Origin of the sequence: Senegalia massiliensis, assembly GCF_009911265.1 — a bacterium.
Taxonomy (GTDB): Bacteria; Bacillota; Clostridia; order Tissierellales; family SIT17; genus Anaeromonas; species Anaeromonas massiliensis_A.
The window spans coordinates 200,537-215,425 of the sequence record NZ_QXXA01000001.1; the positions used below are offsets into that span (position 1 = coordinate 200,537).

Here is a 14,889-nt window from a genome sequence, read left to right on the forward strand (position 1 = left end):
GAACAATCTGACAAAATATAAAGAGGAGATTGAAGATAATGAAAATGAAATTAAGAGTTTGTGATGATAATGATAAAAATATTGTAGCACCTATGATTGTAGAATTAATGAATTATCATCGTAGATTAACTAAATCACCACAGGAATACTGGTGTACAATTGAGGAGGGAGAGAAATCATTTGATTCATGGTTAAAAGAAGGTAGAATTTATTTAATAGTTAATAATGGAGATTATATTGGATTCTTTTATTTAGAGTTTGGTGGAAATAACGCTGCATGGCTTGAAGATTTATTTATTCTTGAGAAATATAGAAGAAAAGGGTTAGGAAGAAAAGCTATGAATATTCTTGATGATATAATGATTAAGGAGAATATTACTGCTCTGTTTGTGGATGTAATTCCACGGAATATTGATGGGATAGAGTTTTATAGAGAAATGGGATTTGATCATTTGAATATGATTGAATTAAGAAAGAATTATGATTTAAGATTGAATAAAGAAGAAGAGGTTGAAATATTAGGTTATGATTTTAAGAAGTATTGAGAAAGCAAATATTTATATAGTATGCATTATTTAATAGTTAGTCTTCATTTTTTAAAATCTTTGGTTATTAGCTTAGAGATATCTAGTTTTTTTAATTAGGGTAGTAGGGATGGTCAAACAATAATATACATACAAGATATTTTAGTTTTAGATGAATACAAAAGGAATGGAATAGGTACGAATTTATTGAATCAAATATTAGATAAGTATAAACATGTACGACAAAAAGTTTTATTAACAAATGATAGTGAAGAAACTAGAGGTTTTTATATAGCAAATAAATTCATAGCATGTGATAAAGATGATTTAGTTGCTTTTGCAAAATTTAATTAGAATATACTAAATAAGTACCATGAATTTTAAAAAGAGGGGAATATAATGAAGGCAATGATAATGGATGAATATGAAGAGGGAGCTTCTATAATTGATGGTCCTGAAGAGGTTATTAAAGAACTTAAAGAGTATTTGATACAATTCGATAAGTATGAGCATTCAGCCTGTTGGGGAGTGGAAGAATTTATAAGCTATTTAAATGATGTTGTTCTAATAGATAATGATGAAAAAATAATTATTCTTAAACTGTGGACTTATGATTATGATAAAAACCTACCAACATTAAAAATTTAGATAATCACTATTATTCCTATGTGTATTCAGTTAAGATACATTATATTTTTTATGAAGAGAGAATTAGTTAAAATGAATTAACAAAGTAGAAGTATTTCAATGAAACGTTTTGAACTTTTTATGGGAAAATGGAAAGCTGATGACATTTGAAACTAAGAAATCAAAAGGTTAAATAAGAATTTTAAAAGGGGTAGATTTAATGGATTATGGAGTTATTTTATATCTTGATACAAAAAGTAATAATTATATAAATGATTTAAGATATAAAATATGTAATAATGGTGTTAATAAACATACAATAGATTCAGGGATTAAACCTCATATAACTTTAGCATCATTTGAATCTAAAGATATATTTAATTTTATTGAAAAGCTGAAAATTTTTCTAAAATATGAAAAAGCATTTGAGGTTGAGTTTAATAGTATAGGGATTTTTCCATTTAAAGAAAATGTGGTATATTTATCTCCTGTTATGAATATGGAATTATACGGCATTCATAATAGATTCTATAGTTTCTTTAAAAATCATAATTTAAAATATGGAGATTATTATTTACCAGAAAAGTGGGTTCCTCATTGTACAGTAGCATCAAGGTTAGATATAAATGAAGTTATTAGTTCAATAACTACTATTAAAGAAGAATTTAAAGTATTCAGTTCTTTAGTTAAATATGTAGGTGTTATACAAGGAGAACCACCAAAAGAAATAGCATGTATAAAACTCTAGAGAAAGTACTTAGTATACTTAGCTTTAGTTTATTAGTAAAATGTATTTTTATCGAATAGTATTTTCTTAATTTACTAAAACTCAAAAAATAAGAAGGGAGTTAATAATTATGAAATATCCAGAAATAACAGTAGGTGCAGTTATATTTAATCCTGATAATAAAATACTTCTTTGCAAATCTCATAAATGGAATAATAAATATATAATTCCTGGTGGTCATATTGAGTTAGGGGAAAAAATGGAGGAAGCATTGAAAAGAGAAATATTAGAAGAGACTGGATTGGAAATATATGACATTAAATTGATTAGCATAAAAGAAAGTGTTTATAATGAAGTGTTTCATGAAGATAAACATTTTATATTTATTGATTATATATGTAAAACAGATTCATATAATGTAGTTTTAAATGAAGAAGCAGAAGAATACGAATGGGTAGATTTAAATGAAATTGATAATTATGAATTAGGTGGATTTGTTAAATCCTTATTAGAAGAAATTAAAAAGAAAGAAAAGTCAAAATATAAAACTGAGGTTTTTTATGGTTACTAATCTAAAAATACTATCATTAAAAATATCTATATTGTTATTAATTTTGGGTATTTTATCTATGGTGTAGAAATATAGATTAACTTAGGATGAAAATGAGGTAATACAATGAGCAATATAAACTTTAGAAATATTGATAAAAGCAATGAAGAAGCAGTTAGAAAAATAGAATTAAAAGGTACACAAGAAAATTTTATTGAAACTGTAGATGAATGTTTAAAAGAAGCTAGTATGTATAGTGAGTGGAATCCAGTAGCTATATATAAGAATGATATAATTATTGGATTTGCTATGTATGGTTCTTTTGGTCCTAATAAAGATACGTGGATTGATAGAATATTAATAGATAAAAAGTATCAAGGTAAGGGTTATGGAAGAATTGCAATGAATAAACTTATAGACATAGTTTTAGAAAAATACAAAGTAAATACTATATATTTAAGTATTGTTCCTGGAAATGAAGCAGCGTATAATTTATATAAGAGTATTGGCTTTAAATATATGAACGAAAAAGATGAGAATGGCGAGCTTTTATTTAAATATGAAATTTAATATTATTTAATCTACAAAATAGAAGTAGGGTTAACCCTACTTCTATTTTTCCATAGCTTTTTTAGCAAATTCAGTATTTACTATTTGCTCATAAGGAGCTCTATTATCGAGTACTCCAGCTAGTTCCATTATGTCCATCATATGCTCTAAACCTTCTTCAGTTAAAACTAAATCAGGTTTCCAAGTATCTTGATTTTTATATCTTTCTACAAGAGATATTAATATATCTTTATCTGTATCAGGAAATTGTCCTTTTAAAGCTTCAGCAATATCTTCAGAAGAATTTTCATTGACCCAGACCATACCACGATAAACAGCATTTGTAAATTTTTGAATTATTTCAGGATTTTCTTTTATATATTCTTTGGTTGCACTATAGCATGTATAAGGAACATATCCTGCTTCTTCCCCAATGGATGCTACAATATGTCCTTTACCTCCTTTTTCTAATTCTGAAGCCACAGGCTCAAATAGGGTTACATAATCTCCTTCTCTACCTAAAAATGCTCCAGCCATTGCAGCAAATTGTATATCAGTTCTAACTTCTACATCTTTACCAGGTGTGATATCTTTAGATTTTAATACATATTCTAAAGTCATTTCTGGCATACCACCTTTTCTTCCTCCTATAATTGTTTTACCTTTTAATTTATCAAATGTAAAATTATCATCTTTTTCTCTTCCAACTAAGAAAGAACCATCTTTTTGAGTTAGTTGTGCAAAGTTAATAGCATAGTTATCTTTATCACTATTATATACATACACACTTGCCTCAGGTCCCATAAATCCTATATCAGCTTCTCCTGATAGTAAAGCTGTCATTGATTTATCTGCACCTTTACCATTTGTAAGCTCTATATCAAGGCCTTCTTCTTCAAAAAATCCTTTTTCTAATGCTACATATTGTGGAGCATAGAAAACAGAGTGGGTAACTTCTATAAGTCTTACTTTTTCTAACTTTGCTTCATCTTTACAACCTGATAAAATTGGCAAGATAAATAAAGAAATTACTAATATTACTGCTAATAATTTAGATTTCATGATACACCTCCAAAATTTATTCACTATACTTTATTATATTTTGAAGGAATATATATGTTACTATTAGTTTAATTATGCATTAATGTTGACAATAATAGTATAATAAATATATAATTATATATAATATAAAAATTAGAGGCAATGAGAAAGAGGAGTAGACAAGAGAACTTTTAGAGAATGAATCCCTTGGCTGAAAGGATTCAGAAGTAAACTTTTGTTGAAGGTAGCTTTTGAGCTTTCAGATTGAACTAGTAGTAAATCTGAACGGACAATGTTCGTTAAAACTAAGAGAGTCAATTTCAGAATTGAAATTAAGGTGGTACCGCGATTACCTTCGTCCTTATATAAGGATGGAGGTATTTTTTAGTTTATAAGGGGTGGTCTTATTTTTAAATTAGGTATAGTAATATTTTTAATTAGTAGTGTAATAGTTTTAGGTGCTGATAGACAGTATAATAAAGGGAAGATAAAAGATTTGAAATCCTTACTTAAAATAAAAGTATCAGGTCTTTTACTTACTATTATTTCAGTTATATTAATGATTTATGGAAAATAAAGAGGAGTGAATTAAATGGAGAATTTAGCAAAAACGTATAATCCTAAAGAGTTTGAAGATAGGCTATATAATGATTGGAATAATAAAGGTTATTTCAAAGCAGATGTAAATGAAAATAAAGAACCATTTACTATTATGATGCCACCTCCTAATGTAACAGGAAATCTTCACATGGGTCATGCATTAAATAGTACTATTCAAGATATTTTAACAAGATGGAAGAGAATGGACGGTTATGAAGCATTATGGCTTCCTGGAACTGATCACGCTAGTATTTCTACTGAATCAAAAGTAGTTACCCGTATAAAAGAACAAGGTCACAGTAAAGAAGACTTAGGAAGAGAAGGATTTTTAGAAAAGGCTTGGGAATGGACAGAAGAATATGGTGGAAATATAAAAAATCAATTAAGAAAACTAGGTGTTTCTTGTGATTGGTCAAAAGAAAGATTTACTCTGGATGAAGGTTTAAGTGATGCAGTAGAAGAAGTTTTTATTAGATTATATGAAAAAGGTTTAATATATAGAGGAGATAGAATAATAAATTGGTGCCCTAGTTGTGCTACAGCTATTTCAGATGCAGAAGTTGAACATCAAGAATCACAAGGTAAATTGTGGCATGTAAAATATCCTGTAAAAGGAGAAGATAAATTTATAGAAATAGCAACTACAAGACCTGAAACAATGCTAGGTGATGTAGCAGTTGCAGTAAATCCAAATGATGAAAGGTATGAAGATTTAGTAGGTAAAACTCTTATTTTACCACTAGTAGGAAGAGAAATACCAATAATTAAAGATGAATACGTTGAAATGGAGTTTGGAACTGGTGCAGTTAAAATAACTCCAGCACATGATCCTAATGATTTTGAAATAGGACTAAGACATAACTTGGAAAATCTTAAAATATTAGATGATAATGCTAAAATAAATAGTAATGGTGGAAAGTACGAAGGTCTTGAAAGATATGAAGCTAGAAAACAAATTGTATCTGATTTAGAAGATAAAGATTATTTAGTAAAAATAAAAGATCATGATCATAATGTAGGTCATTGTGAAAGATGTGATACTATAGTTGAACCTATTATATCAAAACAATGGTTTGTAGAAATGAAGCCTCTAGCAGAACCTGCAATAGAAGCTTTAAAAAATGGTAAATTTAAATTTATACCAGAAAGGTTTGAAAAGATTTATTTAAATTGGTTAGAAAATATTAGAGATTGGTGCATATCAAGACAGTTATGGTGGGGACATAGACTTCCAGTATATTATTGTAAAGATTGTGGTGAAGTAATTGTATCTAAAAAAAGACCAGAAAAATGTACGAAATGCAACTCAGAAAATTTAATTCAAGATGAAGATACACTTGATACTTGGTTTTCATCAGCACTTTGGCCTTTTTCAACATTAGGTTGGCCACAAAACACTAAAGAATTAGAATATTTTTACCCTACAGATGTACTTGTAACTGGATATGACATTATATTCTTCTGGATTGTAAGAATGGTATTTTCAGGTGTTGAACAAATGGGAGAAGTTCCTTTTGAAAATGTATTTATTACAGGACTTGTTCGCGACTCTGAAGGTAGAAAAATGAGTAAATCTCTAGGAAATGGAATTGATCCATTAGAAATAATAGACGAATATGGTGCAGATGCTTTAAGATTTTCTCTTATAACGGGAAATACTCCAGGTAATGATATGAGATTCTATGTTGAAAGAGTAGAATCAAGCAGAAATTTTGCTAATAAATTATGGAATGCTTCTAGATTTGTAATAATGAATTTAGGGGAAGAATTTCATTTTACAGGGATAGATAATGAAAATCTAAAGGTAGAAGATAAGTGGATAATTTCTAGATTAAATAGTGCTATAAAGGAAATTGATGATAATCTAAATAAGTTTGAATTAGGACTTGCAGCACAAAAGATATATGATTTTACATGGAATGAATATTGTGATTGGTATATAGAAATGGTTAAACCTAGATTATATGGAGAAGACGAAGCTGATAAAATTACAGTTAAAAATGTTCTTATACATGTATTAGGGGATATAAATAAATTACTTCATCCTTTTATGCCTTTTGTAACAGAAGAAATATATAGTTATATAAATGAGAGTAATGAAAGTATAATGGTATCTAATTGGCCGGAAAATGATGATAAATATAATTTTGTTGAAGCAGAAGAACAAATTGATTTTATTATGGATGCAATAAAAAGCATAAGAAATATAAGAGCTGAAATGAATGTTATTCCTTCTAAAAAAGCAAAGGCTATATTTGTAACACAAAATTATAATAAAAGAAAAATATTAGAAAATAATGAATTATTCTTTACTACACTTGCTTCAGCATCTAGTGTAGAAATAAAGGAAAATAAAGATGGAATATCAGATGATGCAATGAGTGCTGTTGTAGAAGGTGCTGAAATATTTTTACCTCTTGAAGAGCTTGTAGATTTTGATAAAGAGATAGAAAGATTAGAAAAAGAAAAATCAAGGTTAGAAAATGAAATTAAAAGAGTAAATGGAAAGTTATCAAATAAAGGATTCGTAGAAAAAGCTCCAGAGTCTATAGTAAATCAGGAGAGAGAGAAGAAACAAAAATACGAAGGGATGCTAGATAAAGTTGTAGAGCGATTAAACAACATTATAGATAAAAAAGATTAATAAAGAGGTGGAAATATGAATTATAATGGAGCTTTAGAATTTATACATGGTACTAGAAAATTTGGAAGTAAATTGGGATTAGATAATATAAAAAAATTATTAGAGTTATTAGGAAATCCACACGATAAATTAAAATTTATTCATATAGCAGGTACTAATGGTAAAGGTTCAACCACTTCTTTTATTTCTAGTATATTGTTTGAATCTGGATACAAGGTAGGGTCATTTACGTCGCCCTATCTAGAGGTTTTTAATGAAAGAATCAGAGTAAATAACCAAAATATAAGTGATAAGAGATTAAGTGAAGTTACTTTAAAGGTAAAAGGAAAAGTAGAACAAATGTTAAAAGAAGGATACAATCATCCTACTGAATTTGAAATAGTTACAGCAATAGCATTTGTATATTTTCTTGAAGAAAAAACTGATATTGTAGTATTAGAAGTAGGACTTGGAGGAAGATATGATTCTACAAATATTATAGGGAAACCTTTAATATCTGTAATTACTCCTATATCTTTAGATCATATGGATATATTAGGTGATACTATAGAAAAAATAGCATATGAAAAAGCTGGAATTATAAAAGAAAACTCTACAGTAATCTCTTATCCTCAACAAAATGAAGCTCGTAATGTTCTTTTAAATGTTAGCAAAGAAAAAAGATCTGAAATTATGTTTTTAGATTTTAATGATATTAGCATAGATAGATGTAATGATAAAGGTTCAGTATTTAATATTTCACATAAAGATAAAATATATAGAAATTTTAAAATAAACTTAATAGGAAAATATCAAGTATATAATGCAAGTTTAGCAGTTAAGACGTTACTAATATTAAATGATAATAATGAAATAAATATTAGTGAAGAAGATATTAGAAAAGGACTTGAAAGTACTATATGGATGGGAAGGTTAGAAATAATAAATAATAATCCTAAAGTTATTATAGATGGTGCTCATAATGAGGCTGGAGCAAAGTCCTTAGTAGAAAACATAGAGAATTTATTTGAATTTAATAAGTTGATTTTACTTATAGGTATGTTAGAAGATAAAGAAGTATATAAGATATTATCTATAATAATACCACATGCTGACAATATAATAGTTACTAAACCGAGAGTTCCTAGGGCGATGAGTTCTAAAGACTTAGCAAAAAAAATTAATAAAATTAATCAAAAAGTTGTTTCAGAAGAAAATATTGAGCAAGCTATTAATTTATCCTTTGAGGAATATAATGAAGGCGATTTGATTGTTGCGTCAGGTTCTTTATATTTAATTGGTGAAGTTAGAAAGTTAATAAAAGAAAGATAAATTTATACCTCTTATTATTTTAATAATAAGGGGTATTCACCTAATTTTATCTATTAGCATAAAGTGTTATATAGAATAAAAGAGGTGAAAAGATGAATCGGTTTGAGAACAGAAAAATTATAGTTTCTAGTTCAGGGGAGAACTCTCTAAATATAATAGAACCAAATAAAGATTTTAAAATCTCTAAAATAAATTATACTGATATGTGTTTTGATAAGATAAAATATAAGATAGATGATAAAGTATTCAATTATAGAACCCATTCTATCTTTAAAAATTCAAAACCTAATATAATTTATTTAGTAAATTATTATGGGAACAATATACTAAAAATTGATATTTCTAAAAGAGAAATTATTGATTTAGTATATGTTGGTTGTTGTCCTAGCCACATAGCAATTTCTGATGAATATATATATATTACAAACAGTGATTCTAATTCTATATCTATAGTAGATATAGAAGAGTTTAATTTGATTAAAAATATATCTGTTGGTGAAAAACCTCATGATATAAAAATTGATAAACAGAATAATAAATTATATATAGCTAACAGTAATGAATATACTATAAGTGTAATTGATTTAAATCAAGATAAAGATGAAAAGATCTATATAGATATATTACCGTTACATTTTCATATATTGGATGAGAATATGTTGATATTGTCATGTGAGTGCGAAAACATGAAGAGTTCAATTTCTTTTTTAAATTTGAAAAATCAAAAAGTATCAAAGAGGATATTTATAGAAGAAACATTATTAGATATGGTTATATTAAAAGATAAGAATATAATTTTTTCTACTAATGGTGGTGATGGATTTTTATATAAGATAAATTATATTACAGATAGTATAGATAAGATATATCTTGGAGGAATGCCTAATGATATATTATGGGATGGTGACAATATATTATATATAACTGATTTAGTTAAAAATTCACTTTTAGTTTTTGATATAAATAAAAATTCTATAGTTAATCAAATATATGTAGGTAAAGAACCTAATGGATTAATCTTTTTATAAAGATAAAAAGATTAATCCATTTTTGTTGCAAGAATATCTATAAATTTTTTATATATAACTTGAGGATTTTGTTTCCAATTTTTACATATCATCTTTGCTTGTTCATTAGAAACTACATTTAATGAAAGTGTAAATAAAGTATTGTCATTTTCAACTACTTTTAAATTAACAATATATTCAGTATCATTTTTTTTATAATAATTGCCTATAATTTGCTTTTCTTTAACTTTTTCTTCATTTTTTATAGAACACTTTCTATCTACTAAATCTTTTGTTTCAGTAGCTATTCTTTCGTAAAATAACTCTAGAACTTTTTTTCCTTCTTCTGTTATATTGTAATATTCATTACCATCTTTAGTTTTTATGGTTATAAAATTTGATGCTACTAATTCGCTTAAATATTGTTGTACTAAAAAATAATTCATTTGATTATTTTCTAAAACAAATTGAGTAATTTCAGAATTTGTAGTAGGATAATCTATTTTGTTAAAAATGTACAATAATATTAACTTATTTTGTGCTAATTCATCACTATTTTCAATAAACATTATATCACCCTTAATACTATTAATCATATAAATTATAACATAAAAAAGAGAAATAAGTTTAAACTTATTTCTCTTTTTAAAAATTACTTATTTACCTGACATTTGTCTTTGTGCAGATTCAACTAATTTTTTAGTCATGTATCCACCAACATAACCATTTTGTCTAGATGTTAAAGTTCCTTTATCTATATTATCATAATTTGTAAGACCTAATTCATTTGCTATTTCAGTTTTCATTTGATTTAAAGCTTTTCTAGCTTCTGGAACTACTATTCTATTTGTATTATTAGCCACTTTAAAGACCTCCTAAAATTTTTATATACAACTTTTTCTGTTGTAATATTAATATAACCTGAATCTCAAAAAAAGATACTGGAAGTTAATGATTAAAAATATAAAAAATAGATATATTACATATTATTAAATTTGTAATAAAGATATATATTTTAATAGTATATGGATATTTGATATAATAAATTATATAATAAAAACATAAGAAAAGAGGGAAAATATGAAAAAAATTTTAAGTGTTTTTTTGATATTACTTATTTTATTAACTTTAAGCAGTTGCAAATCAGAGTCTAAAGAAACTACTCCAGACAATGATGGTATAAATCAAGATAAACAAGAAAATAATGATAATACAAAAGTGGATGAAGAAGAGAATAATAAAGAAAAAGAAGAAAAAATAACTAAAGAAGATATTGATTTATCTTTAAAGCCTAATGAAAATGGAGAAATAATGGTACTTATGTATCATGGAATAACTGATAAAGAAGATGTATGGGATAGAACACATGAAAATTTTAGAAGAGATTTACAGACACTTTATGATAAAGGATACAGACCTATTAGTTTAAAAGATTTAGTAAATAATAATATAACAACAGAAGCAGGCTATACTCCGGTAGTTTTAACTTTTGATGATGGAAGACAAAACAATTTTGATATAATAGAGAAGAATGGAGAAAAACAAATAAATCCAAATAGTGCTGTAGGAATATTAGAAGAGTTTCATGAAAAACATCCAGATTTTCCACTTGAAGCAACATTTTTTATAAATGGAACAAATCCTTTTAGACAACCAGAATTAATTGAATATAAGTTGAATTATATAATAGATAAAGGAATGGATATAGGAAACCATACTATAGATCATAATGATATGACAAATGTAAGTTCAGAAGAGAAGGTACAAGAATATATTGCAAAACAAGTAGAGTTTATAAATTCTATAGTACCAGATTATGAAGTTAATACTTATGCACTTGCTAATGGTGGAAGACCAAGGGGGTCATTAGAAAAATATTTAGAAGAAGGTAGCTTTGATAGTACTAGTTATAAAAATATTGCTATTTTAAATGTAGGATGGAAACCAAGTGTGTCTCCTATAAATAAAGAGTTTGATCCTTTAAGTATTCAAAGAGTACGAGCTAGTGAAACACAAGTAGATGGAGTAGGTATGTATGATTGGATGAAAGGATTTGAAAATAATCCATCTAGAAAATTTATTAGTGATGGTTCTCCTAATATAGTAACTGTTCCTAAAGATGAAGAACAAAACATTGATAAATCAAAGATAAAAGATAAAGAATTATATATTTATGAAAAAAATTAGGTAGTTAACTACCTAATTTTTTTGGATTAAGAATATCAGAAATATAATCAATAAATGGAAATATTAACATAACTATAGTTATGTTGAAAATAGTATGTGCATTTGCTATTTGTCTTGAAATATTATAAGGGGATAAAATCATTACTAAGCTTTTTAATAGATCACCTAAATAAAAAAATATTATGACACCAAGTATATTAAATAAGAGATGAAATAAAGCTATTCTTCTACCATAATTATTAGTACTTATGCCTGCTATTATTGCATCAATAGATGTACCTATGTTTAATCCAAATAATATATATATAGAAGATAATAGTGGAATTATTTCTTTTTCACTTATTAATTGTAGAAGTACAATAGATGTTGAGCTACTATGAATCAAAGAACTAAAAAAAGAGCCAAATAATATAGAGTTAATTTTACTATCATATACATATCCTATATTTTTTAAGATATAATTAGAGCTTGTAACTTTATATAATGATGAACCCATAAGTTCTATTCCTATGAAAATCAAAGATATACATAATATAAAACTACCTGCTAATCTATATTTATTATCCATGCTATATAGATATAATATTAAACCTGAGAGTATTATTATAGGTAAAATATTTTTAACATTAAAGGCTGTAATTTGTCCTGTAAATGTTGTACCAATATTTGAACCTAATACAATTGGTAATGCTCTTTTTATATCTAATACATTACTATGAGCTAATATAATTACAAGTACAATAACTAAACTACTACTTTGTACTATTACTGTTATTATAATACCTATAATTAATCCATTAAATTTTTTATATGTAAAATCAGTTAAAATATTTTTGATTTTATTATTTAAATTATTTTCCATGTAGGAAGATAAGAGTCTTATAGATAATATGAAAATTGTTAATCCAAATATGAATTCTATAATAGATTTCATATTTGTTTCATGTAATATATTCATTTATTTCACCCCTTATACAATAAATATATTCATGTATTAATACTAATTATTCTAGTAATTTAAATTTGATATTTATTGACTAATGAATGAATCAATGATTTAATGGTTAAGTATATTATTATTCTTTTAAAAGGAGAGAAGAATACTATGGATAAAAAAATATTTGTATTTATAATTTTAATTACACTAATATTTGTCAATGTTAATGCTACATTTGCAGATCAAAATGTAGAAGAAAAACCAGAACCCGTAAGAGCAAAAGTGCTTGAAATATTATCTGAAGATGAGCAAGAAACATCTTATGCAGAAGGTGAAACAACAACAATACAAACCATTGAGTTGGAGATTACAAGCGGTGAAAATAAAGGTGAAAAAATAATAGTTGAAAATCATGTTGATAGTATGTTTGCTTATAATATAGTTGTAGAACAAAATGATGATGTATTAGTATATTTAGAAAAAGATGAAAGTGGAGAAATAATTGAAGGGTACATATCAGAAATTGCACGTGATAAATATCTTTTATATTTAGGAATTGTATTCTTTCTATTACTGTTGATTATTGGAGGATTAAAAGGACTAAAAGCTATAATAACATTATTAATAACTGCTTTTGCAGTGCTTAAAATAATGTTACCTCTTATATTAAAAGGATATAATCCAATTTATTTATCTATAATAATTTCTATTTGTATAATTGCTGTTACTCTTGTAATAATTTCAGGCTTCAATAGAAAAGCTTTAGCTGCAATAATTGGAACAACTGGTGGCGTATTAGTTGCAGGACTTATTACACTTATTATTGGTGAATTAGCAAGTCTTACTGGACTTGGAACAGAAGAAGCCCAAATGTTAAGTTTAGTTGAACAAGGAGATTCATTTAATTTTAAAGGTATATTATTTGCTGGAATAATATTAGGAGCTTTGGGAGCTGTAATGGATGTTAGTATGTCGATAGCTTCATCAATAAATGAAATTAAAACAGCTAATCCTGAAATGACAACAAAACAATTAATAAAATCAGGAATGAATGTAGGTAAAGATATAATGGGTACTATGTCTAATACATTGATATTAGCTTATTCTGGCGGTTCTATACATTTGATGCTTTTGTTTATGGCACATGATTTTAATATAATTGATATTATAAATAGAGATATGATAGCATCTGAAATATTAAGAGCTCTAGCAGGAAGTATAGGACTTATATTTACAGTACCTATAACAGCCATAGTAGCATCTAATCTTTATAACAGAATTGATAAGAAGACAAGTAGTAAGCATTAAAATTTTTTATATTACTAATTTAGCATATCACCTAATATAATATAGTAATTATAATATATGGGGTGATATATGTGAAAAAATATTTATTTAAAAAGATTAATATTATAATTTTATTTTCAATAATTTTATTAGTATTGAGTATAATATTTATTAAAAGTTCAGATCCAAATATAGCAGAAGTATTTTCTCCTGATAAAAAGCTACCAATATATGGAGTAGATAGAGATGATAAAAAAGTTGCCATAAGTTTTGATGCAGCTTGGGGTGATGAATTTACTAAAGACATTTTAGATATTTTAGATGAAAATAAAATTAAAACTACATTTTTTTTAGTAGAGTTTTGGGTAGATAAATATCCTGAATTAGTCAAAGAGATTGATAAAAGAGGGCATGAGATTGGGAATCATTCTTCAAGTCATCCATATATGTCTGAGCTAAGTGAAAAACAGATAGTAGAAGAATTAAAAAAAACAGAAAAAAAAATACACAAATTAACAGGGAAAACTACTGTATTATTTAGACCACCTTATGGAGATTATAATAATAGGTTGATTGAAGTCTCTAATAAAAATAATTATCATGTAATACAATGGAGCATAGATTCTTTGGATTGGAAGGAAAAGGGAGTTCAACCTGTAGTAGATAGAGTTGTAAAAGATATAAACTCAGGATCAATTATTTTATTTCATAATAATGCAAAATATGTAACAGGATATTTACCTATTATATTAAAAGAGTTAAAAGAAAAAGGGTATGAAATAGTGCCTATTTCTGAAGTTATATATAAAAAAGATTATTATATAGACCATAGAGGAATACAATATAAAAAGTAATGTTTGGTGCATAATAATTGTGAAAACTAAAGATAATAATTGCA

The 14,889-nt window shown here is 26.1% G+C and carries 16 protein-coding genes and 1 other annotated feature; of the genes, 12 read left to right on the top strand and 4 right to left on the bottom strand.

Going from position 1 to position 14,889, the window contains the following annotated elements:
• Window positions 1-38 precede the first annotated feature (38 nt).
• The 6 genes from D3Z33_RS00950 (at window position 39) to D3Z33_RS00975 (ending at window position 2,998) form a co-directional block, all read left to right on the top strand.
• Window positions 39-545, top strand: coding sequence for a GNAT family N-acetyltransferase (locus tag D3Z33_RS00950; protein ID WP_160195924.1), 507 nt, complete (start codon window positions 39-41; stop codon window positions 543-545).
• A gap of 171 nt (window positions 546-716) precedes the next feature.
• Window positions 717-878 (top strand): hypothetical protein, encoded by a 162-nt coding sequence (locus D3Z33_RS00955; RefSeq protein ID WP_431768822.1) that lies wholly within the window; start codon window positions 717-719, stop codon window positions 876-878.
• 45 nt (window positions 879-923) lie between these two features.
• Complete coding sequence (locus tag D3Z33_RS00960) at window positions 924-1,172, top strand: hypothetical protein (RefSeq protein WP_160195925.1); 249 nt, start codon at window positions 924-926, stop codon at window positions 1,170-1,172.
• Between the two features lie 199 nt (window positions 1,173-1,371).
• Window positions 1,372-1,899, top strand: a complete 528-nt coding sequence (locus tag D3Z33_RS00965) for a 2'-5' RNA ligase family protein (RefSeq protein WP_160195926.1) — start codon at window positions 1,372-1,374, stop codon at window positions 1,897-1,899.
• 109 nt (window positions 1,900-2,008) lie between these two features.
• Entirely contained in the window at window positions 2,009-2,449 is a 441-nt protein-coding gene (locus D3Z33_RS00970) for an NUDIX domain-containing protein (protein WP_160195927.1), read from the top strand.
• Window positions 2,450-2,554: 105 nt separating this feature from the next.
• Window positions 2,555-2,998, top strand: a complete 444-nt coding sequence (locus tag D3Z33_RS00975; RefSeq protein WP_130807450.1) for a GNAT family N-acetyltransferase — start codon at window positions 2,555-2,557, stop codon at window positions 2,996-2,998.
• A gap of 42 nt (window positions 2,999-3,040) precedes the next feature.
• Here the strand turns inward: D3Z33_RS00975 and D3Z33_RS00980 are convergent, their stop codons facing one another.
• Window positions 3,041-4,039 carry an ABC transporter substrate-binding protein gene (locus tag D3Z33_RS00980; protein WP_160195928.1) on the bottom strand — a complete coding sequence of 333 codons (999 nt, stop codon included), beginning with the start codon at window positions 4,037-4,039 and terminating at the stop codon, window positions 3,041-3,043.
• Between the two features lie 132 nt (window positions 4,040-4,171).
• Window positions 4,172-4,384: a binding site (T-box leader), on the top strand.
• Window positions 4,385-4,610: 226 nt separating this feature from the next.
• Here D3Z33_RS00980 and D3Z33_RS00985 point away from each other — a divergent pair.
• From D3Z33_RS00985 to D3Z33_RS00995, 3 genes are all read left to right on the top strand, one after another.
• Window positions 4,611-7,262, top strand: coding sequence for a valine--tRNA ligase (locus D3Z33_RS00985; protein WP_160195929.1), 2,652 nt, complete (start codon window positions 4,611-4,613; stop codon window positions 7,260-7,262).
• A gap of 15 nt (window positions 7,263-7,277) precedes the next feature.
• A complete protein-coding gene (locus tag D3Z33_RS00990) occupies window positions 7,278-8,573 on the top strand; it encodes a bifunctional folylpolyglutamate synthase/dihydrofolate synthase (protein WP_160195930.1) in 1,296 nt (431 codons plus the stop codon).
• 92 nt (window positions 8,574-8,665) lie between these two features.
• The gene (locus D3Z33_RS00995; protein ID WP_160195931.1) at window positions 8,666-9,601 is read left to right on the top strand and encodes a YncE family protein; all 936 of its coding nucleotides are present in this window, start codon (window positions 8,666-8,668) and stop codon (window positions 9,599-9,601) included.
• A gap of 11 nt (window positions 9,602-9,612) precedes the next feature.
• Here D3Z33_RS00995 and D3Z33_RS01000 read toward each other — a convergent pair whose 3' ends face one another.
• Window positions 9,613-10,149 (bottom strand): DUF4364 family protein, encoded by a 537-nt coding sequence (locus D3Z33_RS01000; protein ID WP_160195932.1) that lies wholly within the window; start codon window positions 10,147-10,149, stop codon window positions 9,613-9,615.
• 87 nt (window positions 10,150-10,236) lie between these two features.
• On the bottom strand, window positions 10,237-10,443 hold the full coding sequence (locus D3Z33_RS01005) for an alpha/beta-type small acid-soluble spore protein (protein ID WP_130807444.1): 207 nt from the start codon (window positions 10,441-10,443) through the stop codon (window positions 10,237-10,239).
• A 217-nt stretch (window positions 10,444-10,660) separates the two neighbouring features.
• On the opposite strand from D3Z33_RS01005, the gene D3Z33_RS01010 reads away from it, so the two are divergent.
• A complete protein-coding gene (locus D3Z33_RS01010; protein WP_160195933.1) occupies window positions 10,661-11,767 on the top strand; it encodes a polysaccharide deacetylase family protein in 1,107 nt (368 codons plus the stop codon).
• Between the two features lie 4 nt (window positions 11,768-11,771).
• Here D3Z33_RS01010 and D3Z33_RS01015 read toward each other — a convergent pair whose 3' ends face one another.
• Window positions 11,772-12,725 carry a Na/Pi symporter gene (locus D3Z33_RS01015; protein ID WP_160195934.1) on the bottom strand — a complete coding sequence of 318 codons (954 nt, stop codon included), beginning with the start codon at window positions 12,723-12,725 and terminating at the stop codon, window positions 11,772-11,774.
• A gap of 147 nt (window positions 12,726-12,872) precedes the next feature.
• On the opposite strand from D3Z33_RS01015, the gene D3Z33_RS01020 reads away from it, so the two are divergent.
• A complete protein-coding gene (locus D3Z33_RS01020; protein ID WP_160195935.1) occupies window positions 12,873-14,012 on the top strand; it encodes a YibE/F family protein in 1,140 nt (379 codons plus the stop codon).
• Between the two features lie 71 nt (window positions 14,013-14,083).
• A complete protein-coding gene (gene pdaB / locus D3Z33_RS01025; RefSeq protein ID WP_160195936.1) occupies window positions 14,084-14,845 on the top strand; it encodes a polysaccharide deacetylase family sporulation protein PdaB in 762 nt (253 codons plus the stop codon).
• Window positions 14,846-14,889: the final 44 nt, after the last annotated feature.

Bases quoted from the DNA above. Each gene is read 5' to 3' on its own strand.
- D3Z33_RS00950 (WP_160195924.1), top strand. From the start codon at position 39: ATGAAAATGAAATTAAGAGTTTGTGATGATAATGATAAAAATATTGTA.
- D3Z33_RS00960 (WP_160195925.1), top strand. From the start codon at position 924: ATGAAGGCAATGATAATGGATGAATATGAAGAGGGAGCTTCTATAATT.
- D3Z33_RS00965 (WP_160195926.1), top strand. From the start codon at position 1,372: ATGGATTATGGAGTTATTTTATATCTTGATACAAAAAGTAATAATTAT.
- D3Z33_RS00970 (WP_160195927.1), top strand. From the start codon at position 2,009: ATGAAATATCCAGAAATAACAGTAGGTGCAGTTATATTTAATCCTGAT.
- D3Z33_RS00975 (WP_130807450.1), top strand. From the start codon at position 2,555: ATGAGCAATATAAACTTTAGAAATATTGATAAAAGCAATGAAGAAGCA.
- D3Z33_RS00980 (WP_160195928.1), bottom strand. From the start codon at position 4,039: ATGAAATCTAAATTATTAGCAGTAATATTAGTAATTTCTTTATTTATC.
- D3Z33_RS00985 (WP_160195929.1), top strand. From the start codon at position 4,611: ATGGAGAATTTAGCAAAAACGTATAATCCTAAAGAGTTTGAAGATAGG.
- D3Z33_RS00990 (WP_160195930.1), top strand. From the start codon at position 7,278: ATGAATTATAATGGAGCTTTAGAATTTATACATGGTACTAGAAAATTT.
- D3Z33_RS00995 (WP_160195931.1), top strand. From the start codon at position 8,666: ATGAATCGGTTTGAGAACAGAAAAATTATAGTTTCTAGTTCAGGGGAG.
- D3Z33_RS01000 (WP_160195932.1), bottom strand. From the start codon at position 10,149: ATGTTTATTGAAAATAGTGATGAATTAGCACAAAATAAGTTAATATTA.
- D3Z33_RS01010 (WP_160195933.1), top strand. From the start codon at position 10,661: ATGAAAAAAATTTTAAGTGTTTTTTTGATATTACTTATTTTATTAACT.
- D3Z33_RS01015 (WP_160195934.1), bottom strand. From the start codon at position 12,725: ATGAATATATTACATGAAACAAATATGAAATCTATTATAGAATTCATA.
- D3Z33_RS01020 (WP_160195935.1), top strand. From the start codon at position 12,873: ATGGATAAAAAAATATTTGTATTTATAATTTTAATTACACTAATATTT.